The sequence below is a fragment of the Streptomyces sp. SCL15-4 genome, assembly GCF_033366695.1.
In the GTDB taxonomy this organism is placed as follows: Bacteria; Actinomycetota; Actinomycetes; order Streptomycetales; family Streptomycetaceae; genus Streptomyces.
In genome coordinates, this window is the sequence record NZ_JAOBTQ010000001.1 from 5,066,803 (window position 1) to 5,087,336 (window position 20,534).

Annotated in this window: 20 protein-coding genes; 11 read left to right on the forward strand and 9 right to left on the reverse strand. The window is 73.1% G+C overall.

From position 1 onward, the window contains the following. The first annotated feature begins 129 nt into the window (after positions 1-129). Positions 130-891, forward strand: a complete 762-nt coding sequence (locus SCK26_RS22720) for an SDR family oxidoreductase (protein ID WP_318203163.1) — start codon at positions 130-132, stop codon at positions 889-891. A gap of 17 nt (positions 892-908) precedes the next feature. On the opposite strand, the gene SCK26_RS22725 is transcribed toward SCK26_RS22720, so the two are convergent. After that, positions 909-1,385 carry a hypothetical protein gene (locus SCK26_RS22725; RefSeq protein WP_318203164.1) on the reverse strand — a complete coding sequence of 159 codons (477 nt, stop codon included), beginning with the start codon at positions 1,383-1,385 and terminating at the stop codon, positions 909-911. Positions 1,386-1,395: 10 nt separating this feature from the next. Further along, entirely contained in the window at positions 1,396-2,820 is a 1,425-nt protein-coding gene (locus tag SCK26_RS22730) for a cytosine permease (protein WP_318203165.1), read from the reverse strand. Between the two features lie 130 nt (positions 2,821-2,950). On the opposite strand from SCK26_RS22730, the gene SCK26_RS22735 reads away from it, so the two are divergent. Both SCK26_RS22735 and SCK26_RS22740 read left to right on the forward strand, forming a co-directional pair. After that, on the forward strand, positions 2,951-3,793 hold the full coding sequence (locus SCK26_RS22735; RefSeq protein WP_318203166.1) for a MurR/RpiR family transcriptional regulator: 843 nt from the start codon (positions 2,951-2,953) through the stop codon (positions 3,791-3,793). A 111-nt stretch (positions 3,794-3,904) separates the two neighbouring features. Continuing rightward, the gene (locus tag SCK26_RS22740) at positions 3,905-4,498 is read left to right on the forward strand and encodes a hypothetical protein (protein ID WP_318203167.1); all 594 of its coding nucleotides are present in this window, start codon (positions 3,905-3,907) and stop codon (positions 4,496-4,498) included. Positions 4,499-4,505: 7 nt separating this feature from the next. On the opposite strand, the gene SCK26_RS22745 is transcribed toward SCK26_RS22740, so the two are convergent. Genes SCK26_RS22745 through SCK26_RS22760 form a run of 4 tightly spaced genes read right to left on the reverse strand, consistent with a single transcriptional unit; the run spans position 4,506 to position 6,585 of the window. Further along, complete coding sequence (locus SCK26_RS22745) at positions 4,506-4,880, reverse strand: hypothetical protein (RefSeq protein ID WP_318203168.1); 375 nt, start codon at positions 4,878-4,880, stop codon at positions 4,506-4,508. Between the two features lie 10 nt (positions 4,881-4,890). Continuing rightward, positions 4,891-5,364 carry a roadblock/LC7 domain-containing protein gene (locus tag SCK26_RS22750; RefSeq protein WP_318203169.1) on the reverse strand — a complete coding sequence of 158 codons (474 nt, stop codon included), beginning with the start codon at positions 5,362-5,364 and terminating at the stop codon, positions 4,891-4,893. 31 nt (positions 5,365-5,395) lie between these two features. Then, a complete protein-coding gene (locus SCK26_RS22755) occupies positions 5,396-6,205 on the reverse strand; it encodes a transcriptional regulator (protein WP_318203170.1) in 810 nt (269 codons plus the stop codon). Then, positions 6,202-6,585, reverse strand: coding sequence for a hypothetical protein (locus tag SCK26_RS22760; protein WP_318203171.1), 384 nt, complete (start codon positions 6,583-6,585; stop codon positions 6,202-6,204). The genes SCK26_RS22755 and SCK26_RS22760 overlap by 4 nt, the downstream gene beginning before the upstream one ends. 490 nt (positions 6,586-7,075) lie before the next feature. Here SCK26_RS22760 and hutU point away from each other — a divergent pair, with 490 nt between their 5' ends. From hutU to hutI, 4 genes are read left to right on the forward strand one after another with little or no spacing between them, the layout of a single operon-like run. Further along, complete coding sequence (gene hutU, locus SCK26_RS22765; protein WP_318203172.1) at positions 7,076-8,740, forward strand: urocanate hydratase; 1,665 nt, start codon at positions 7,076-7,078, stop codon at positions 8,738-8,740. 50 nt (positions 8,741-8,790) lie between these two features. Further along, positions 8,791-9,993: an allantoate amidohydrolase gene (locus tag SCK26_RS22770; RefSeq protein WP_318206069.1), complete on the forward strand. Its 1,203-nt coding sequence runs from the start codon at positions 8,791-8,793 to the stop codon at positions 9,991-9,993. Further along, on the forward strand, positions 9,990-11,327 hold the full coding sequence (locus tag SCK26_RS22775) for a formimidoylglutamate deiminase (protein WP_318203173.1): 1,338 nt from the start codon (positions 9,990-9,992) through the stop codon (positions 11,325-11,327). Before SCK26_RS22770 ends, SCK26_RS22775 begins: the two co-directional genes overlap by 4 nt. Positions 11,328-11,347: 20 nt before the next feature. Continuing rightward, entirely contained in the window at positions 11,348-12,520 is a 1,173-nt protein-coding gene (gene hutI / locus SCK26_RS22780) for an imidazolonepropionase (protein WP_318203174.1), read from the forward strand. Between the two features lie 70 nt (positions 12,521-12,590). On the opposite strand, the gene SCK26_RS22785 is transcribed toward hutI, so the two are convergent. Next, positions 12,591-13,487 (reverse strand): RNA polymerase sigma factor SigF, encoded by an 897-nt coding sequence (locus tag SCK26_RS22785; RefSeq protein WP_318203175.1) that lies wholly within the window; start codon positions 13,485-13,487, stop codon positions 12,591-12,593. Between the two features lie 249 nt (positions 13,488-13,736). On the opposite strand from SCK26_RS22785, the gene SCK26_RS22790 reads away from it, so the two are divergent. Together SCK26_RS22790 and SCK26_RS22795 are read left to right on the forward strand one after the other, a co-directional pair. Continuing rightward, positions 13,737-14,114, forward strand: coding sequence for an STAS domain-containing protein (locus SCK26_RS22790; protein ID WP_318203176.1), 378 nt, complete (start codon positions 13,737-13,739; stop codon positions 14,112-14,114). Between the two features lie 315 nt (positions 14,115-14,429). Next, positions 14,430-14,999, forward strand: a complete 570-nt coding sequence (locus SCK26_RS22795) for an ATP-binding protein (protein ID WP_318203177.1) — start codon at positions 14,430-14,432, stop codon at positions 14,997-14,999. A 713-nt stretch (positions 15,000-15,712) separates the two neighbouring features. On the opposite strand, the gene SCK26_RS22800 is transcribed toward SCK26_RS22795, so the two are convergent. Continuing rightward, complete coding sequence (locus SCK26_RS22800; protein WP_318203178.1) at positions 15,713-17,218, reverse strand: peptide MFS transporter; 1,506 nt, start codon at positions 17,216-17,218, stop codon at positions 15,713-15,715. Between the two features lie 508 nt (positions 17,219-17,726). On the opposite strand from SCK26_RS22800, the gene SCK26_RS22805 reads away from it, so the two are divergent. Then, on the forward strand, positions 17,727-18,404 hold the full coding sequence (locus tag SCK26_RS22805) for a response regulator transcription factor (protein ID WP_030615631.1): 678 nt from the start codon (positions 17,727-17,729) through the stop codon (positions 18,402-18,404). A gap of 32 nt (positions 18,405-18,436) precedes the next feature. Then, positions 18,437-19,708 carry an ATP-binding protein gene (locus SCK26_RS22810; protein ID WP_318203179.1) on the forward strand — a complete coding sequence of 424 codons (1,272 nt, stop codon included), beginning with the start codon at positions 18,437-18,439 and terminating at the stop codon, positions 19,706-19,708. A gap of 159 nt (positions 19,709-19,867) precedes the next feature. On the opposite strand, the gene SCK26_RS22815 is transcribed toward SCK26_RS22810, so the two are convergent. After that, complete coding sequence (locus SCK26_RS22815; protein ID WP_318203180.1) at positions 19,868-20,371, reverse strand: GtrA family protein; 504 nt, start codon at positions 20,369-20,371, stop codon at positions 19,868-19,870. Between the last annotated feature and the right edge of the window lie 163 nt (positions 20,372-20,534).

Sequence of the window (20,534 nt, forward strand, 5' to 3'; positions counted from 1 at the left end):
GGTGCCGGTCCCATCCTGGTACTGGCATACCCAGGAAAAGCGCATCCCTGGGTACGGTCCCCGGACCCGGCGAGAGTGGTGCCGACCGCCGGGGAGACGCCCCGGACGGCAGCCTTCCAGGGAGCACCCATGTCGTACGAGAGCCTGTCCGGCCGTACCGCCGTCGTCACCGGAGCCGCCAGCGGCATCGGCGAGTCCGTCGCCCGCGGGCTGGCCGCCGAGGGCGCCCGGGTGGCGCTGCTCGCCCGCCGCGCCGACCGGCTCGACGCGCTGGTGGACAAGATCCGGGCGGACGGCGGGCAGGCGCTGGCCGTGGCCGCCGACGTCACCGACGACGCGTCCGTGACGGCCGCCGGGGACCGGATCCACGAGACGTTCGGGGCCGTCGACCTCGTCGTCAACAACGCCGGAGTCATGCTGCCGGGCGCCGTGGAAGAGGGCCGGATCGACGAGTGGCGGCGGATGCTGGACACCAACGTCACCGGAGTGCTGCGGGTCGTCCGCGCCTTCACCGCCGACCTGGTCGCCGCCGCGGCGGCGGGACGCACCGCCGACCTGGTGAACGTCTCCTCCGTCGCCGCCCACCTGACCTTCCCCGGCTACGCGGTGTACGGGGCGACCAAGGCGGCCGTCACGCACCTGTCGCAGTCGCTGCGCGCCGAGTTCGGGCCGCGGGACGTCCGGGTCACCAACATCGAGCCGGGGCTGACCGACACCGAGCTGAAGACGTTCGTCCACGACCCGGAGCTGTCCGGGCAGCTGGAGGGGATGTTCGAGGAGATCGGCGCGCTCTCGGCGGCGGAGGTGGCGGACGTCGTCGCCTACGTGACCAGCCGCCCGCGGCACGTCAACCTCCGCCAGATCATGGTGCTGCCGACCCGGCAGGCGTGAACCTCCCCGGCGCCCGGTCAGTCCTCGGGCGCCGGGTGGTCGCGGCCGGCCGGGGACTCCCGGTTGAGACGTACGGCCTGCGCCGCGTTGACGCCGACGATGCCGAGCCAGGCCACCACCATCCCGGACAGCCCGGCCATGCCGCCCGCGATCGCGGACAGCGGGATCGCCAGCACCAGCGTGATCAGCGCGAAGCCGTACCGCTCGGCCCAGGAGCCGCCTCCTGCCGGCCGCCGGGCCGGGCGGGCGTCGGCGAGCCGCCGCTCGGCCAGCTGCCGGCGCACCCGGCGGTCCACCGCGTCGTCGATCCGCCGCTCGACCTTCTCCAGGAACGAGCCCACGAGCGCCACGTCGTAGTCCTCGCCCAGTTCCGCGCGGGCCCGCACGGTCGCCTCCAGCTCCCCGCGCAGGTCGGAGTCCTTTCCGAGGCCGGGCTCCGTCCGGGGGACGGGGTCCTCTCCGGGGCCGGCGTCGCGAGGATCGCGTGTGTCCATGGCGGCCAGCCTAGGGAGCAGTGGGCTCCACCGCACTGGTGCCAGCCCCCGGTTCCGGCACCGGGACGGCCGGCGGGACGGCCGGCGCGACCCGGCGGGCCACGAGCCGGTACAGCAGCGCCGGCACGGCCAGGCCGACGATCCAGGAGATGTCCGCGCCGCCCAGCGGGTCCACCAGCGGGCCGGTGTAGAAGCCGGTGGCGAGGAACGGCAGCTGGGCCAGCAGACCGGCCGCGTACACCCCGAGGGCGTCCCAGCGCCAGGCGCCGTAGCGGCCGTGCGGGTCGGCGAGGGCCGCGAGGTCGTAGCGCTCCTTGGAGATCAGGTAGTAGTCGACCAGGTTGATCGCCGACCACGGCGTGAAGAAGGTCAGCAGGAACAGCAGGAAGTCCTTGAAGGAGGCCAGGAAGCCGTCCTTGCCCAGCAGGGCCACCGCGGTGCCCGCCGCCATCACCAGCGCGATGTACGCCACCCGGCCCGCCCGGGACAGCCGCCGCTGCCCGCGGAAGCCGCTCACGCCGGTCACCAGCGACATGAAACCGCCGTAGGTGTTGAGGACGTTGACGGTGAGCTTGCCGAGCGCGATGACGAAGTACAGGAAGGACGCGGCCAGGCCGGTGCCGCCGAGGCCGACGACATAGCCGACCTGGCTGTCCAGGAACCGCTCCCCGGCGGTGGCCGCGACCAGCACCCCGAAGGTCATGGACCACTGGGAACCCAGCGCCGAGCCGGACAGCGTCCACCAGAACGTCGCCTTCGCGGACGTCGTGCGCGGCAGATAGCGGGAGTAGTCCGCCACGTACGGCCCGAACGCCAGCTGCCAGGACGCCGACAGGGACACCGCCAGCAGGAACACCGGCAGCGAGAAGTGCGCGTCGTGCAGCAGCGCGGAGGTGTCGGCGCGGTCCAGGAGGCGTACGGCGAGATAGACGAAGGCGAGCGCGCACACCGTGCTCGCCACCCGGCCGAGCGCGTGCACGACCCGGTACCCGGCGGTCGCGATGACGCCCGTGACGGCCGCGAAGACGACGATCCCGGTGGTGTCGTCCGTGTGCGTCAGCTCGCCCACCGCCTGGCCGGCCAGCACGCTGCCGGACGCGAAGAAGCCGACGTACATCACGACCACCAGCAGCAGCGGGACGACCGCCCCGCGCACCCCGAACTGGGCCCGGGACTGGATCATCTGGGGCAGGCCCAGGCGCGGGCCCTGCGCGGAGTGCAGGGCCATCACCGCGCCGCCGAGCAGGTTGCCGAGCAGCAGGCCGAGCACCGACCAGACCACGTCACCGCCGAAGACGACCGCGAGTGCGCCGGTGACCACGGCCGTGATCTGGAGGTTGGCCCCCAGCCACAGCGTGAACTGGCCGAAGGCCCTGCCGTGCCGTTCCTCGTCCGGGACGACGTCGATGGAGCGCGGTTCCACGAACTGTGCCATGCGTTCTCCCCACACCGGGCTGTATAACGGTATGCAGTGACACACTGTCTGAATAGGCGGCCGGTGTTTGTCAATGCCCCGGCGCTGTACTCTCCCGGGGCGTCGAGGAGATCTGGAGGGGGAGTACGTCATGAGCGCGAGCGACAGCCCTGCGAACCGGTTGCAGGCGCTCTTCGAGGGCCACCGGCTCACGCCGACCCAGCGCCGCATCGCGCACAGCATGGTGCGCCGGGCCGCCGACGTGCCCTTCCTGTCCAGTGTGGAGCTGGCCGAACTGGCCGGCGTCAGCCAGCCCTCGGTGACCCGGTTCGCGGTCGCCCTCGGCTTCGACGGCTACCCCGCCCTGCGCCGGCACCTGCGCGAGGTCGTCCCGGCCGAACCGGCCGCGGGCGCCGGCGCCTACAACGAGTACCAGCAGGCCGTCGAGGCCGAGATCGAGAACCTCCGGCACCTGGCCGAGCTGCTCGCCGACCCGCGCCCGGTGCGGCGGGCCGGCCGGATCCTCGCCGCCTCCCGCCCGCTGCCGGTGCTGGGCCTGCGCGCCGCCGCCTCCCAGGCCTACGGCTTCGCCTACTTCGCCGCCAAGGTCCACCCGGACGTCCGGCTGCTGAACGAGGGCGGCACGATGATCCACGACCGGATCGACGCCGCCGTCCGGGCCGGCGCCACCGCCCTGCTGTGCTTCGCGCTGCCCCGGCATCCGCGCGAGGTCGTGGACACCCTCGCCTACGTCAAGGGCGCGGGCCTGACCGTGGTCACGGTCGCGGACTCGGCGTTCGCGCCCGTCGCCAAGCACTCCGACCTGCTGCTGCCCGCCGCCGTCGGCACCGGGCTCGCCTTCGACACCGCCTGCGCGCCGATGCTGCTCGGCCGGGTGCTGCTGGAGGCGCTGTGCGACGACCTGCCGGACGCCCAGGCCCGGCTGGAGGAGTTCGACGCCAAGGCGGCGGCCCGGGGTCTGTTCGTGGAGTGATCCGGGTGAACCGGGTGACCGGGCGCCGTCGTTCTCAGATTCGTCTCACGTTCCGCCGTTAACCTCCCGGCGAGACACAAGCGCTGTGGACACGTGACACGGGAGGCCGACGTGGCGCGCGGAGGACGCGGAGGACAGGGACTGGCGCGGGTGGCCGTCGTCGTACGGGCGGGCGCCGCGCCGCTGTGGTGGCTGGGAGCGGTCGCCGCCGGGCTCGGGGCCGTGCCCGAGGGGCTGACCGGGCGGCGGATCGGGGTGCTGGGCGGGGCGGCGCTGTTCCTGCTCGGCGCGGCCGGTGTGGTGCTGGTCCGCCGGGGCCGGTACGCGGCTCTCGCCCGCGGGGCGGCCCGCGCGGGCAAGTACGACGTGCTCCAGGACCGGGCGGTGACCGTGCGGGTCTGGCGCCGGGGGCACCGGTGGTGGCTGCTGCTGGGCTGGGTGCTCGCGCTCGGCTCCGCGTTCGCGGTGCCCGCGGCCGGCGGGCTGCTGCTGGCCGGCCTCGGCGCCGGGCTGTGGCTGAAGGCGGCCTGGATCGGGCGGCTGGAGCGGTCCGCCCAGGTCCTGCTGTGGGTGCGCGTCGACTGGCTCGGCCGGGGCGGCGGGAGCCCGGCGGGCAAGGCCGTGAAGAGCCTGCGGGCCACCGGTGTCGCGGCCGGCGACGCGGCCCCGGGCGGGGCCCGCCGCCGTACTCCGGCGCTGGTCTGAGCGGCCGTCAGACCTCCAGCTCCTCCTCGATCCTGCGCAGCTGGTGCCGGGCCATCGCGAGGTTGGCCCGGGAGGAGTCCAGGACCAGGTACAGGAACAGGCCGTTGCCGCCGCGGCCCTTGAGCAGGCGGATCAGGTGGTACTGGTCCGTGAGGGTGATCAGGATGTCCTCGATCTCGCCCTTGAGGCCGAGGAGTTCCATCGTGCGCATCTTGGCGCGGACGACGTCGGTGTTGCCGGCGGCGGCCACGTTCAGGTCGAAGCTCGCGCTGTCGCCCATCGTGCCCAGCGCCATCCCGCTGGTGTAGTCGACGAGCGCGGCGCCGGTGGCGCCCGCGATGGTGGTGAGGGCCTGCTTCAGCGCGGTCGCGGTGTCGGACATGGTGGTCCTCTCAGCTGTCGGTTGCGGTGCGGGTCTCGGCGGTCGCGGGCGCGCCGGGACCCCGGGTGCGTGCGGGGACGGTGCCGGGCAGCGGACGGACGGCCTCGGCGGCGTCCAGCAGCTCCCCGATGCGGGCGCCGGCCCGGCGGCCCTCCAGGTGCAGCCGGCCCACGTTGACCCGGTCCTGGGCGAGCAGCGTCAGCACGGCGGTGCGGCCGGCCGCGTAGGTGGCGACGTAGCCGCGCTCGCCGCGCACCAGCAGCTCGCGCAGGGCCCCGTTCCCGGTGGCGTCGGTGACCCGTACGGCGACCCCGAGCGCGGCGGCGGTGAGCGCGGCCAGGCCCTCGGGGTCGACGCCGGGGGTGTCGTGGGCGACGACGAGACCGTCGACGCCGGCCGTGAGGGCGCCGGTGAGCTGCGGGACCCGGGTGCGCAGCCGGTGCAGTTCGGCCAGCACGGTGCGCAGGTCCTCCTCGGTCACCATCAGCTGTCTCCTCTCGGCGGTGCGGTGCCGTTCAAAGCGCCTCCAGCGCATCCCTGAGCCTCTTCAGCAGCGCGATGTCGGGGTCGGTGGGGACCGGGCGGGGCGGTGGTGCGGGCGGCGGGGCGGGGCCGGTGGGGACCGGCGCGATCCAGCCGGCCGCTGTGAGCCGGCGGACGTCGACCAGCGTGTGGAAGGCCTGCCGGCCCAGGTCCCGGGCGATGTCGGCGGCCGTGCGGACGCCGTCCACGCGGGCCAGGACGGCCCGCTGCCGGGGGGTGACCGGCGCGCCGGGGGCGCGGCCGGGGCCGGTGCGCAGCAGCGGGGCGCTGTCGGCGGCCGGGTCGGGCCACAGCCGGTGCAGCAGCAGCCGGCGGCGCAGCGTCTCCCGCTCCAGCGCGACCACCGGCACCGAGGGCAGCGGGCCGGGCGGGGGGCCGGCCTCGTACCGGAAACGGCCCGGGGTGCCGCTCGGCGCCAGCGCGAAGTACCCGGCGTCGTACAGCGCGTCCAGGTGGCACAGCTCCAGCGCCCCGGTGGGCAGCACGCCGGAGCGCAGCAGCAGCGCGGCGGCGTGCGCCGGGTCGGGGGTCCGGGCGGCGGCCCGCTGCCAGGCGGTGGCCGCGAGGGTGCCGTGGGCCGTGAGGAGCACGTCGAGGCCCGGGGCGAGGGGGCTCTCGGCGTGCACCACCCGGCCCTCGGCGAGACGCAGCACGCCGTGTTCGCGGACCAGGACGCCGGTGGCCCGCTCCTCGGCGAGCCGGGTCAGCATCGGGGACAGGGCGCGCGCGGCCCGCCTGTCCCGTACCGGAAGGGCTGGCGGAGGTATCCGGACCATGGTCATCCCAGCACCAGCCGGGCGGCCATCTCGCCGAGCCGGATCCGGGCGAGCGCGAGATTGCCCTCCGCGCGGCCGAGCCACAGGTGCAGGAACACGCTGCTGTCGAAGGAGGTGTCCACGAACCGCAGCAGGTGGTAGCTGTCACCGTTGCTGACGATGAGGTCCTCCACGGGCGGCGGCTCCTCGCCGGCCGCCGCGAAGGTGCCGTGCTCGGCGGCCATCCGGGCCAGTTCGGCGGCCTCGGCGGCGGCCGTCTCGTGGTCGCCGCCGGGCGCCTCCCCGACCGTGCCGAGGGCCAGTCCGCTCGTCCAGTCCACCAGCGCGGCTCCCCGGGCACCGGGCAGTCGCATCGCTTCCAGTAAGCACTCGTCGATTCCGGGCACCGTGGCTTCCTCCCGCCTGGGACTCCGGCTGAGTGACGCCGACACTACGCATCGTGTGCGCGGGAGGTGAGTGCTTTGGCATTTTCCGGTGGAACATGCGTCCGGCGTACTAGTGTTGCCCAACTGACGTGTGGGTCACGGTCGTTGATCCATTTGTTCGGCCTGCGGCCGGGGCGCGTCAACGGCTCCCGGGAGCATAGGGGGTCGTGAGCGCGGGCGCGTGCGCCCCTCCGGAGCCGGCCGGCACCTCGGCGGCGGTCCGGTTCTCGGGCCGCCCCTCGGCGTCGTGCACGCCGATCCGGAACAGCCGCACACCCGGCGCCCGCACCCTTCGCATCACCGCCCGCGCGCACGCCTCCACCACCCACGCGCGCCCCCTCGTCGGCTTCCGGTGTCCCCCGCCGTGTCCCCGCCCGGACCACTCCATGTATTGACTAGCTCTATTCAGGACTACAGGATGTGAATAGTCGTAGGCATAGGAGGAGCAGAGATGTCGGGACCCCGCCCCGTACGAGCACCGCGCGGCACGGAACTCAGCGCCCTGGGATGGCAGCAGGAGGCCGCCCTGCGCATGCTGCAGAACAACCTCGACCCCGAGGTCGCCGAGCACCCCGACAAGCTCGTCGTCTACGGCGGCACCGGCAAGGCCGCCCGTGACTGGCGCTCCTTCGACGCCATGGTCCGCACCCTGAGGACCCTCAAGCAGGACGAGACCATGCTGGTCCAGTCCGGCCGCCCGGTCGGCGTGATGCAGACCCACGAGTGGGCCCCGCGCGTCCTCATCGCCAACTCCAACCTCGTCGGCGACTGGGCCAACTGGGAGGAGTTCCGCCGCCTGGAGGCCCTCGGCCTGACCATGTACGGCCAGATGACCGCCGGCTCCTGGATCTACATCGGCACCCAGGGCATCCTCCAGGGCACCTACGAGACCTTCGCCGCCGTCGCCGCGAAGAAGTTCGGCGGCACGCTGGCCGGGACCATCACCCTGACCGCCGGCCTCGGCGGCATGGGCGGCGCCCAGCCGCTCGCCGTCACCATGAACGACGGCGTCGCGATCTGCGTCGACTGCGACCCGCGCGCCATCGAGCGCCGCATCGAGCACCGCTACCTCGACGTCCGGGCCGACTCCCTCGACCACGCGCTGAAGCTGGCCGTGGAGGCCCGCGACGCCCGCCGCCCGCTGTCCATCGGCGTCCTCGGCAACGCGGCCGAACTGCTCCCGCAGCTGCTCGCCGCGAACGCCCCGATCGACATCGTCACCGACCAGACCTCCGCCCACGACCCGCTGTCCTACCTCCCGGTCGGCATGGCCTTCGAGGACATGGCCGACGAGGCCGCGAAGGACCCGGCCGGCTTCACCACCCGCGCCCGCGAGTCCATGGCCCGGCACGTGGAGGCCATGGTCGGCTTCCTGGACGCCGGCGCCGAGGTCTTCGACTACGGCAACTCCATCCGGGGCGAGGCCAGGCTCGCCGGCTACGACCGGGCGTTCGCCTTCCCCGGCTTCGTCCCCGCCTACATCCGCCCGCTGTTCTGCGAGGGCAAGGGCCCCTTCCGCTGGGCCGCGCTGTCCGGCGACCCGGCCGACATCGCCAAGACCGACAAGGCGATCCTGGACCTGTTCCCGGAGAACGAGTCCCTGGCCCGCTGGATCAGGATGGCCGGTGAGCGGGTCCGCTTCCAGGGCCTGCCCGCGCGGATCTGCTGGCTCGGCTACGGCGAGCGGGACAAGGCCGGCGAGCGGTTCAACGACATGGTCGCGAGCGGGGAGCTGGCCGCGCCGCTGGCCATCGGCCGGGACCACCTGGACTGCGGGTCGGTCGCCTCGCCGTACCGGGAGACCGAGGCCATGCGCGACGGGTCCGACGCGATCGCCGACTGGCCCCTGCTGAACGCCATGGTCAACGTGGCCTCGGGCGCGTCCTGGGTGTCCCTCCACCACGGCGGCGGCGTCGGGATGGGGCGGTCCATCCACGCCGGCCAGGTGACGGTGGCCGACGGCACGAAGCTGGGCGGCGAGAAGATCCGGCGCGTGCTCACCAACGACCCGGGGATGGGCGTCATCCGGCACGTGGACGCCGGGTACGACATCGCGGAGTCCGTCGCGGGGGAGCGAGGGGTCCGGGTGCCGATGCGTGAGGGTGACGAGGCGTGACGGTCGGCGAGGCACGGGTCCGGCCCCTGGAAGGCGCCTCCTTCCACGAGATGTGGCGCGAGCTGCTCCCCGTCGGCCGGCACGCCGCGTCCGGCGGCTACCGGCGTTACGCCTGGACCGGGGCCGACGCCGAGTGCCGGGCCTGGTTCAGGGAGCAGGCCGAGGCGCGCGGGCTGACGTACGAGGTCGACCGGAACGGGAACCAGTGGGCCTGGCTGGGCGACCCGGCCGCCGGGGACGCCGTCGTCACCGGGTCGCACCTGGACTCCGTACCCGACGGCGGGGCCTTCGACGGGCCCCTCGGAGTGGTGTCCTCCTTCGCCGCGCTGGACGAACTGCGAGGCCGGGGCGTCAAGTTCGGCAGGCCCGTCGGCCTCGTCAACTTCGGTGACGAGGAGGGGGCCCGGTTCGGGCTCGCCTGCGTCGGGTCGCGGCTCACCGCCGGCCGGCTGACCGCCGAGCAGGCACACCGGCTCACCGACGGCGACGGGATCGGCCTGCCCCGGGCCATGGAGGCGGCCGGATACGACCCGGAGGCCATCGGACCCGACCCCGAACGGCTGGCCCGCATCGGCGCCTTCGTGGAGCTGCACGTCGAACAGGGGCGGGCGCTGGACCTGTCCGGCGTCCGGGTGGGCGTCGCCAGCGCCATCTGGCCGCACGGACGGTGGCGGTTCGACTTCCGGGGCGAGGCCAACCACGCCGGCACCACCCGGCTGGCCGACCGGCGCGACCCCATGCTGTCGTACGCCGAGACCGTGCTCGCCGCCCGCCGGGAGGCCGAACTCGCCGGTGCCGTCGCCACCTTCGGGAAGATCGTGGTGGAGCCGAACGGCGTCAACGCGATCCCCTCGCTGGTGCGCGGCTGGCTCGACTCCCGCGCCGCCGACCAGGAGACCCTGGACACGGTCGTCGAGGGCGTGGAGAAGGCCGCGCGCGCGTACGCCACCGCGCACGGCATCGATCTCGACGTCGTACGGGAGTCCTTCACCCCGGTGGTCGAGTTCGACCACGCGCTGCGCGACGAACTGGCCCGGATCCTCGGCAAGGACACCGGCCTGACCGTGCCCGTCCTCGGCACCGGGGCGGGACACGACGCCGGAATCCTGTCCGGGAGCGTGCCGACCGCCATGCTGTTCGTGCGCAACCCCACCGGTGTCTCGCACTCCCCGGCCGAGTTCGCGGCCGAGGACGACTGCGTGGCCGGGGTGCGCGCACTCGCCGACGTACTGGAAGGGCTGGCCTGCCGGTGACCGAGGGAACCTACTGGCTGGAGCACGCCTGGCTCGGCGACCGCGTCGAGCCGGGCGTGGCCGTGGACGTGGCCGGCGGGCGGATCGGCGCCGTGCGCACGGACGTGGCCGCCCCGCCGCCCGGCGCCGAGGTGCTGCGCGGGCTGACCCTGCCGGGCCTCGCCAACGCCCACAGTCACGCCTTCCACCGGGCCCTGCGCGGCACCGTCCAGGTCGGCAGCGGCACCTTCTGGACCTGGCGCGAGGTGATGTACTCCGTCGCCGACCGCCTCACCCCGGACACCTACCACGCGCTGGCCCGCGCGGTGTACGCCGAGATGGCCCTCGCCGGCATCACCTGCGTCGGCGAGTTCCACTATGTGCACCACGCCCCCGGCGGCACCCGCTACGCCGACCCCAACGCCATGGGCGAGGCGCTGATCGCGGCCGCAGCCGAGGCCGGCATCCGGATCACCCTCCTCGACACCTGCTACCTCTCCGCCGGTTTCGGGGAGCCGCCGAACGCCCACCAGGCGCGGTTCTCCGACGGCCACGCGGAGCGGTGGGCCGAACGCTGTGGAGTTCTCGAGGAACGGGATCACGCGCGGATCGGGGCGGCGATCCACTCCGTACGGGCCGTGCCCGCCGGGCAGCTGGCGACGGTGGCGGAGTGGGCCGGGCAGCGGCGGGCGCCGCTGCACGTGCACCTGTCGGAGCAGACCGCCGAGAACGACGCCTGCCTCGCCGCGCACGGCCGTACCCCGGCCCGGCTGCTCGCCGACCACGGTGTCCTCGGGCCGCGCACCACCGGAGTGCACAACACCCACCTCACCGACGAGGACATCGCCCTGCTCGGCGGCTCGGGCACCGGCACCTGCATGTGCCCCACCACCGAGCGGGACCTCGCCGACGGCATCGGCCCGGCCGCCGCCCTCCAGCGGGCCGGCTCCCCGCTCTCCCTCGGCTCCGACAGCCACGCCGTGATCGACCTGCTCGAAGAGGCGCGCGCGATGGAGCTGAACGAGCGGCTGCGCACCCGCACTCGGGGCCACTGGACGGCCGCCGCCCTGCTGCGGGCCGCCACCGCCGACGGCCACGCCGCCCTCGGCTGGGACGAGGCCGGCACCCTCGAACCCGGCGCGCTCGCCGACCTGACGACGATCGCCCTGGACTCGGTCAGAACGGCGGGACCACTGCCCCGGCTGGGCGCCGAGACGGCCGTATTCGCGGCGACGGCTGCGGACGTACGGCACACCGTCGTGGGCGGCCGGCAGGTCGTGCGCGACGGCGCGCACACGCTCGTCCCCGATGTGCCGCAAGCCCTCGCGCGGGCCGTCGAGGCCCTCCGCGCCTGACGATCATCAACGAGGACACCATGAGCAGCACCGTCATCACCAACATCGCCACGCTGGTCACCAACGATCCCTCCCTCGGTGACAACTCCCCGCTCGGTCTGGTCCGGGACGCGGCCGTCGTCGTCGACGGCGACCGGGTCGTGTGGACCGGTGAGTCAAGCAAAGCACCCGCCACCGACAACCGGGTCGACGCGGGCGGCCGGGCGGTGCTGCCGGGCTTCGTGGACTCCCACTCCCACCTGGTCTTCGCCGGCGACCGGACCGAGGAGTTCAACGCCCGCATGTCCGGCCGCCCCTACAGCGCGGGCGGCATCCGCACCACGGTCGCGGCCACCCGCGCCGCGAGCGACGCGGAACTGGAGGCGAACCTCACCCGCTACCTCGCCGAGGCCCTGCGCCAGGGCACGACCACGCTGGAGACCAAGTCGGGCTACGGCCTCACCGTCGAGGACGAGGCCCGCGCGCTGCGCCTCGCCGCGCGGCACACCGAGGAGGTGACGTACCTCGGCGCGCACATCGTCGGTCCCGAGCACGCCGACGACCCGGCGGCCTATGTCGCCCTGGTCACCGGCGAGATGCTGGACGCCTGCGCGCCGCACGCCCGCTGGATCGACGTGTTCTGCGAGAAGGGCGCCTTCGACGGCGACCAGGCCCGTGCCGTCCTCACCGCGGGCAAGGCGAAGGGCCTGCGTCCGCGCGTCCACGCCAACCAGCTCTCCCACGGCCCCGGTGTGCAACTGGCCGTCGAACTGGACGCGGCCAGCGCCGACCACTGCACCCACCTGACGGACGCGGACGTCGACGCCCTGGCCCAGGGCCGCACGGTCGCCACCCTGCTGCCCGGCGCCGAGTTCTCCACCCGCGCCGAGTGGCCGGACGCCCGCCGCCTGCTGGACGCGGGCGTGACGGTCGCCCTGTCCACCGACTGCAACCCGGGCTCGTCCTTCACCTCGTCCGTGCCCTTCTGCATCGCCCTGGCCGTCCGCGACATGGGGATGACCCCGGACGAGGCGGTGTGGTCGGCCACGGCGGGCGGCGCCGCCGCGCTGCGCCGCACCGACATCGGCCGGCTCGGCCCGGGCGCCCGCGCGGACCTGCTGCTGCTCGACGCCCCGAGCCACGTCCACCTCGCCTACCGCCCGGGCGTGCCACTGGTCGCCGGGGTGTGGCGCGCGGGCGTACGCGTGGTCTGACCGGCGCGCGGAGGGTCCGGCCCGACCGGCCGGACCGCTCACCGCGGCGCGCGGAGTGTCCCGCGCAGGGTCACTCCTCCAGGGTCAGCCCCTTGCGCAGCCGCACCAGCGTGCGCGACAGCAGCCGGGAGACGTGCATCTGGGAGATGCCCAGTTCCTCGCCGATCTCCGACTGGGTCATGTTCGCCACGAAGCGCAGGGAGAGGATCTTCCGGTCCCGGGACGACAGGCCGGCGATCAGGGGCTTGAGCGACTCGATGTACTCGATGCCCTCCAGCCCGTGGTCCTCGTAGCCGATCCGGTCCGCGAGCGCGCCCTCGGACTCGTCCTCCTCGGGCTGGGCGTCCAGCGAGGAGGCGGTGTAGGCGTTCGAGGCGGCCATGCCCTCGACGACCTCCTCACCGGAGATGCCGAGGCGTTCGGCGAGTTCCGCGACCGTGGGCGCGCGGTCCAGCTGCTGCGCCAGCTCGTCGCCCGCCTTGGCGAGGTCCAGACGCAGCTCCTGGAGCCGGCGCGGGACCCGCACGGACCACGAGGTGTCACGGAAGAACCGCTTGATCTCGCCGATGATGGTCGGCATCGCGAAAGTGGGGAACTCGACACCGCGAGAGAGTTCGAAGCGGTCGATCGCCTTGATCAGGCCGATGGTGCCGACCTGGATGATGTCCTCCATCGGCTCGCTGCGGGAGCGGAAACGGGAGGCGGCGAACTTGACGAGTGCGAGGTTGAGCTCGACGAGGGTGTTGCGGACGTACGCGTGTTCGTACGTCCCTTCCTCCAGCGACTCCAGACGCGCGAAGAGGGTCTTGGACAGGGCCCGCGCGTCGACCGGGCCGATCTCGTCGTAAGGGGGGATCTCCGGGAGTCCCTCGATGGGGTCGAGGGGGTCGATGGGATGGTCCAGCTGAACCGGTGGGGGTGTCGACGTCGCGATCGGGGTAGGCGATGCGTCGAGCCGGGGTGACATGGGTGTCCTCCATCGTTCTCGGCATATGGCTGCCGAAGCCAGTACGTGCACTGCGGTGTGCGGCGCCTCCGAAGCCGGCGTGTAGGGGTGTGTGTCCTTTAATAGCCCTACCCGCTGTACCGAGCGGGTCGCAAGTGCGTTCTGTTGCGCTATGTCCGTTTCTGTGCGGATGTTCGGGTGTCGGAGTGCGCAGGGAAGGCGTAATGTTCGAGGGCATCAGCAGCCACGACCTCGGGAGAGAGAGACGGCATGGACCACGGGACGGTCGGCAGCGCACAGTCGGGCCGGCTTCTGGTGGAGGTGCGGCAAGAGGGCTCCAGCGCCGTTGTGACACCGTCGGGTGAGCTCGACCACCACACCGCCGATCTTCTGCGCGAGCCCCTCGACGACCTGCTCGACAAGGGTTTCTCGCGGCTCGTGGTGGACTGTTCCCGCCTGGAGTTCTGCGACTCCACGGGGCTGAACGTCCTGCTCGGAGCCCGGCTGAAGGCGGACGCCGCCGGCGGCGGGGTCCATCTGGCCGGCATGCTGCCGGTGGTGGCCCGGGTGTTCGAGATCACCGGCGCCGAGACGGTCTTCACCGTCCACGACTCCGTGGAGGCCGCCTTGGCCGACGGTGCCGATTGACCGGCCCCGCCCTCCCCGCCGGACCGCTCCCGCGCCCGGCCCCCGCGAGCGTTGCGCGGGTCACCCCGAACACAGGGGTGTTCCCCGGGATCGGTCGGGCAGGAGAGGGCAGAAGAAAGCGGGGGACGGCCGGGCCGGCACGCGCACGGGACGCGCGTCCGGCGGACGGGCGGCCGAACCTCGGACAGTGCGACGGCCGACGGGGCCGGTGCCTGCCGTCCGGACTGACGACCGGACCGCGGGCCGCAGCGCCGGTCGGACCGCCGACCGGACTTTTGTAATCGTGAACTGGTGAATCGGTGAGGTGAAGCGCTGATGAGCACCACCCGGCCCTACTCGCCGGGCGACCGCGGCCCGGAGCCCAGCGGCGCTTCCGGGGCGTCCGATGGGGCCGCGCCGGCCGTCGGCGCGTCCGAGGGGGCAGCCGCGCCGTCCGTGACGCCCGGAGCGGCCGACGGCCCTCCGCGGGCCCGTGAACGGCAGGTGCGTACGCTCCGCCTGGAAGGCGAGAGCGGGGTGGTCCCGCTCGCCCGTGACTTCACCCGCCAGGCGCTGTACGCGTGGGGGTGGCTGCCCGCCGCCACCGCCGACCGGCGGGCCGCCGCCGACGACGTGCTGCTCGTCGTCTCCGAACTGGTCACCAACGCCTGCCTGCACGCCGAGGGCCCGGACGAACTGCGGCTCACCTGTGACAACAAGGTGATCCGGATAGAGGTCTCCGACCGGGGCACCGGCCAGCCGGCCCCGCGCACCCCGCACCGCGCCGGCCGGCCCGGCGGCCACGGCATGTTCATCGTGCAGCGGCTGTGCCTGGACTGGGGCGTCGCCCGGGTCACCGGAACACCGGGCAAGACGGTGTGGGCGGAACTGGGCGCGCCCGCCTGACCGTACGCGAAGGGCACCCGCCGGATCACCGCGACTCCGGCGTGTGACGCGTCTCCTTCCTCACGCCCCCGCCGCGCCTCGACGGCCGCATCCGATGTGCCGTCAGGACGAGCGGCGTGGGCCGATCGTGCCGTACCCGAAACGAACCGCCGCGTCCGCCGCGCCCGCGCCCGCCGCGGCCCCGGCCGGATCGGCGCCGCTGCCGGCCGCACCGGTGGCCCGCGCCGACGTGACCGGCGCCGACCACCGCTGCCGGACGCCGATCGGCGTCAGAACGCCGCCTCGCCGGTGCAGACCGACGCGAGCACGGACGACGGGAACCACGCCCGCCGCCCCCATCGGGACCCCCGACCTCAACCGGTGCCCACACGCCCGGCGCGAGCGGCTCCTCCAGGCTGTTCCCGGGCGTGCCGACGGCCGAGGCGCCCGGTACGACCACCACGCGCACGCCGGTGAGGACGGCCGTCCGCTCACCTTGGACACCACCGGGCGGCCGGACGGCGCGGCAGGCGGCACCTCGGCGCCGGGTGGTGTCCCGGGCCCGGCCGCGACGGGCGGCGGCGACGGCGGCCTCGCCGAGACCGGCGCGGTGTCCACACGCCCGCCGTGCCACGGGAGAGGCCGAGCCGCCCGGTGAGGCCGGCCGCGGACAAGCCGGGAGGGCCGCCGCATCCTCCCGGATGCGACGGCCCTCCACAGGCCGGGCCGCGCGACTAGTTCACGTTGCCCATCAGCTTCTTGACCTTGTTGCGGTACATCCACACCGCCACACCCGCGACCACGGCGAGCACGGCCTCCAGGGCGACGAAGCCCTTCTTGTCGAGGTTGACGCCCCCGATGGCCGGGTTCGACAGCAGAGCGGTGACGGAGTCGCCCGCGGTGACCGCGAGGAACCACACGCCCATCATCTGCGAGGCGTACTTCTGCGGCGCCATCTTCGTCGTCACCGACAGACCCACCGGCGACAGCGTCAGTTCGCCGACGGTCTGCACGAAGTAGATCGCGACCAGCCACAGCGCCGCGGCCTTGTGGCCGCCCTCGGCGACCGACAGCGGGGCGAGGAAGACGAAGAAGGAGGCACCGACCAGCACCAGACCGGAAGAGAACTTCACGATCGTGCTCGGCTCCTTGCCGCGCCGGTTCAGCCACAGCCACAGCCAGGCGAAGACCGGGGCCAGCGCCATGATCAGGACCGGGTTGACCGACTGGTACCAGGAGACCGGGAAGTCCCAGCCGAGGACCGAGTTCTCGGCGCTGTCCTGGGCGAACAGCGACAGGGTCGAGCCGCCCTGGTCGTAGATCATCCAGAAGACGGCGGCGGCCACGAAGAACCAGATGTACGCCTTCACCTTCGAGCGCTCGCCCGTGTCCAGGTCCTTGTCCCGCAGGATCCGGGCGATGACCAGGATCGGCACGATCAGGCCGATGAGGGTGAGCGGGATCAGCGCCCAGTTCAGGGTGAAGTGACCGGTGCCGCCGACGACGCCGTAGAACACCGCGGCGACGGCCAGCCAGATCAGGCCCTTGCGCAGGGTCGCGGCCTTCTGCTCGGCGCTCAGCGGGGTCGGGACCTCGCTGCTCTTCGGGTTCAGGTGGCGGCCGCCCATCAGGTACTGGGCCAGACCCAGCGCCATGCCGAGCGCGGCCAGCGCGAAGCCCAGGTGCCAGTTGACGTTCTCACCGATGGTGCCGATGACCAGCGGGGCGACGAACGCACCGAGGTTGATGCCGATGTAGAAGAGCGTGAAGCCACCGTCCCGGCGCGGGTCCTCCGGGCCGTTGTAGAGGTGGCCGACCATCGTGGAGATGTTGGCCTTCAGCAGACCCGAACCGATGGCGACGAGCACCAGGCCGACGTAGAAGCTCGCGGCGAAGGGGACCGCCAGGGCCAGGTGACCCAGCATGATGACCGCGCCCGCGACGGCGACCGTCTTGCGGGGGCCGAGCAGGCGGTCGGCGAACCAGCCGCCGGGCAGGGCGAGCAGGTACACGAGCGACAGGTACACCGCGTAGATCGCGCTCGCCGTGCCACCGCTGAGGTGCAGGCCACCCGGGGCCACCAGGTACAGCGGGAGCAGGGCCCTCATGCCGTAGTAGGAGAAACGCTCCCACATCTCGGTCATGAAGAGAGTGGCCAGTCCGCGGGGGTGGCCGAAGAAGGTCTTCTCGGAACCGGGGGTGCCCGGTCGGACCGAGTCCTTCGTCAGGCTGGACGCCATGGTCGTTCCTTGCTGGTCGGGACGCGCGGCTGGAGCGTTGCGCGCCCGGTGGGGGCGGCCGGCACCGGCGGGTCGGTCGTCCACCCCCACGCCCAGGGGGAGTCCGCCTCCGGATCACGGAGGCGGCGGACGGCGACCACCGGGATCCACGCCCCACGACGCGTCGCTGCGCCCGGAGCCCGGCCAGAGGTCATTCCTTTCAAGGCTGATCGGATCAAGGCTGGTCGGATCAGCCCGTACACAAAAGAGACCTTCAGCGTCGACTGCTCGCCAAAGGTCCCCGGTGCGTACTACAGGCGTTCAGGTCACCATACGGCAGGACACCGCCGGATATGGAAGGACTTGAGACGCGGATCACAGGTGTCGCGGGAACCGTGCGAGCGGTTTCGAAGGTCTCTCCTACGATCCCATCCCCAGGTCAATGGTTCGTACCAGCGGGGTGCGAAGGTAAGAAGCCGGGGAAGCGATCACGGCCCGGCACCGTACACGGGCGGACTACCATCACCTCATGACCCGTGTACTGCTCGCCGAGGACGACGCGTCCATCTCGGAGCCGCTGGCCCGCGCCCTGCGCCGGGAAGGTTACGAGGTCGAGGTGCGCGAGGACGGACCCGCCGCGCTCGACGCCGGAATGCAGGGCGGCGTCGACCTGGTCGTGCTGGACCTGGGCCTGCCCGGCATGGACGGCCTGGAGGTCGCCCGCCGGCTGCGGGCCGACGGCCACACCGTGCCGATCCTCATCCTGACCGCGCGGGCCGACGAGGTGGACACCGTCGTCGGCCTCGACGCGGGCGCCGACGACTACGTCACCAAGCCCTTCCGGCTCGCCGAACTGCTCGCCCGGGTCCGGGCGCTGCTGCGGCGCGGGTCCGCCGAGCCGCAGCAGCCGCCGGCCACCCACGGGGTGCGCATCGACGTCGAGTCGCACCGCGCGTGGATGGGCGACGAGGAGCTCCAGCTGACCGCCAAGGAGTTCGACCTGCTGCGGGTGCTGGTGCGCGACGCCGGCCGCGTGGTCACCCGGGACCAGCTGATGCGCGAGGTCTGGGACACCACCTGGTGGTCCTCCACCAAGACCCTCGACATGCACATCTCCTGGCTCCGCAAGAAGCTCGGCGACGACGCGGCGAACCCCCGCTACATCGCCACCGTGCGCGGTGTGGGCTTCCGCTTCGAGAAGAGCTGAGCCGGGCCGGCGATCACCTCAGGTAACGGACCATGCGTCGACGTCTCATCCAGTCCACCCTCGCCGTCGTGCTGGTGGTGATCGCCGTCTTCGGTGTCTCGCTCGTCATCGTCGAGACCCGCACCATCAGCAACAGCGCCCAGGAGCGGGTGGAGTCGGAGGCGGTGCGGCTGGCCAGCATCGTGGACAGCCGGATCCTCGCCGCGGAGAACGTCAACGCGGACGTGCTGCGCAATCCGGTCAGCAAGGACCAGTACGCGGTCATCTCCATGCCCGGCAAGACGCCCATAGAGATCGGCAGCAAGCCCGAGGGCGACACCATCCAGTCGACGCAGCACGGCGAGGAGGGCGAGACGGTCACCGTCCAGGAGCCCCGCTCCGCGGTGACCCGCGAGGTCGGCCGGACCCTGCTGATCATCGGACTGGTCGCGCTGCTCGCGGTGATCGCGGCCGTGCTGCTCGCCCTGCGGCAGGCGGGCCGGCTCGCCTCTCCGCTGACCGACCTCGCCGAGACCGCCGAGCGCCTCGGCTCCGGCGACCCGCGCCCGCGGCACAAGCGGTACGGCGTGCCCGAGCTGGACCGGGTCGCCGATGTGCTGGACTCCTCCGCGGAACGGATCGCGCGCATGCTGACCGCCGAGCGGCGCCTGGCGGCCGACGCCTCGCACCAGCTCCGCACGCCGCTCACCGCCCTGTCCATGCGGCTGGAGGAGATCACCCTCACCGACGACCCGGACACGGTGAAGGAGGAGGCCACCATCGCGCTGACGCAGGTGGAGCGGCTGACCGACGTGGTGGAGCGGCTGCTGACCAACTCGCGCGACCCGCGCACCGGCTCCGCGGTCGCCTTCGACCTGGACGAGGTGATCCAGCAGCAGCTCGCCGAGTGGCGGCCCGCCTACCGCAGCGCCGGCCGGGCCGTCGTCAGCTCCGGCAAGCAGCACCTGACGGCGGTGGGCACGCCGGGCGCGGTCGCGCAGGTGCTGGCCGCGCTGATCGAGAACTCGCTGATGCACGGCGGCGGCACCGTGGCGCTGCGCACCCGGGTCACCGGCAACCAGGCCGTGATCGAGGTGACCGACGAGGGGCCGGGAGTGCCGGCCGACCTCGGCGCGCGGATCTTCGAGCGGACGATCAGCGGGCGGAACTCCACGGGCATCGGCCTGGCCGTGGCGCGGGACCTCGCGGAGGCCGACGGCGGCCGCCTGGAACTCCTCCAGGCGCAGCCCCCGGTCTTCGGCCTGTTCCTCTCCCGCACACCCCCGTCACGCAAGTCGGACGAGGACCAGCCGACGGTCCGCTGACGAGCACCGGAACCTTCGAGGGATCTCTACGGGAGTCGTGCCGGGCGCCCGTCCTCTAAGGGAGTCGCCGGGCGCGGGGACCTCCACGGCGGCCGTGACCGTGTCCGGGCCTCCGCGGAAGTCGCAACGGCCGGGTGAGCCGGCCGGTGTCGGGAATCGCTACGGGACCCGCTGGCGGGGCGCGGACCGCCGCGGCTCCTGCTTCAGAATCGATTCGGCACCCGCCACGGCCTCCCCGGCCGGCAGCGTCCGGAACACCCAGGTGCGGTACGACCAGAACCGGAACAGCGTCGCCACGCCGATGCCGACGAACTTGAAGACGTTGCTCTGCAGCGGGGTGTCCCAGCCGAAGCCGTAGGTCGCCAGGTACAGCACGCCGTTCTCGATCACCAGGCCGGCCACGCTGAACAGCAGGAACAGCGTCAGTTCCCGGGTGCGCCCGCTCTTGTCGCGGTCCCGGTAGGTCCAGTAGCGGAAGCCCACGTAGTTGAAGACGATGGCCACGACCGTCGCGATCACGCTGGCGCGCACCACCGGCAGGTCCGAGGAGTGCCGGACCAGGTTGAACACACCGAGGTTGACCAGAACCCCGGCCCCGCCGACGGCACCGAACCGGATCAACTCGCGTACGAGCCGTTGCACCCCCGAGGAACGAGGTTCCATGGCTGTGCAGCTCCCGTCGGTAGGATTCGTCAACCCCGCCATGCTAGCCGTGCGGGCCCTTCACTGCCCGGGGACCGGGCCAGGGCCGGGAAACAGGCCGGAAAGAGGCGGGAAAGCACCGGGTAAGAGTCCTGGGGGAGGGACGCGATCCGGCCGACCCCGG

Coding starts and splice junctions, on each gene's coding strand:
- SCK26_RS22755 (WP_318203170.1), bottom strand. CDS start 6,205: ATGACCATGGTCCGGATACCTCCGCCAGCCCTTCCGGTACGGGACAGG.
- hutU (WP_318203172.1), top strand. CDS start 7,076: ATGTCGGGACCCCGCCCCGTACGAGCACCGCGCGGCACGGAACTCAGC.
- SCK26_RS22795 (WP_318203177.1), top strand. CDS start 14,430: ATGAGCACCACCCGGCCCTACTCGCCGGGCGACCGCGGCCCGGAGCCC.
- SCK26_RS22725 (WP_318203164.1), bottom strand. CDS start 1,385: ATGGACACACGCGATCCTCGCGACGCCGGCCCCGGAGAGGACCCCGTC.
- hutI (WP_318203174.1), top strand. CDS start 11,348: ATGAGCAGCACCGTCATCACCAACATCGCCACGCTGGTCACCAACGAT.
- SCK26_RS22800 (WP_318203178.1), bottom strand. CDS start 17,218: ATGGCGTCCAGCCTGACGAAGGACTCGGTCCGACCGGGCACCCCCGGT.
- SCK26_RS22735 (WP_318203166.1), top strand. CDS start 2,951: ATGAGCGCGAGCGACAGCCCTGCGAACCGGTTGCAGGCGCTCTTCGAG.
- SCK26_RS22720 (WP_318203163.1), top strand. CDS start 130: ATGTCGTACGAGAGCCTGTCCGGCCGTACCGCCGTCGTCACCGGAGCC.
- SCK26_RS22770 (WP_318206069.1), top strand. CDS start 8,791: ATGTGGCGCGAGCTGCTCCCCGTCGGCCGGCACGCCGCGTCCGGCGGC.
- SCK26_RS22805 (WP_030615631.1), top strand. CDS start 17,727: ATGACCCGTGTACTGCTCGCCGAGGACGACGCGTCCATCTCGGAGCCG.
- SCK26_RS22785 (WP_318203175.1), bottom strand. CDS start 13,487: ATGTCACCCCGGCTCGACGCATCGCCTACCCCGATCGCGACGTCGACA.
- SCK26_RS22810 (WP_318203179.1), top strand. CDS start 18,437: ATGCGTCGACGTCTCATCCAGTCCACCCTCGCCGTCGTGCTGGTGGTG.
- SCK26_RS22815 (WP_318203180.1), bottom strand. CDS start 20,371: ATGGAACCTCGTTCCTCGGGGGTGCAACGGCTCGTACGCGAGTTGATC.
- SCK26_RS22790 (WP_318203176.1), top strand. CDS start 13,737: ATGGACCACGGGACGGTCGGCAGCGCACAGTCGGGCCGGCTTCTGGTG.
- SCK26_RS22730 (WP_318203165.1), bottom strand. CDS start 2,820: ATGGCACAGTTCGTGGAACCGCGCTCCATCGACGTCGTCCCGGACGAG.
- SCK26_RS22745 (WP_318203168.1), bottom strand. CDS start 4,880: ATGTCCGACACCGCGACCGCGCTGAAGCAGGCCCTCACCACCATCGCG.
- SCK26_RS22750 (WP_318203169.1), bottom strand. CDS start 5,364: ATGGTGACCGAGGAGGACCTGCGCACCGTGCTGGCCGAACTGCACCGG.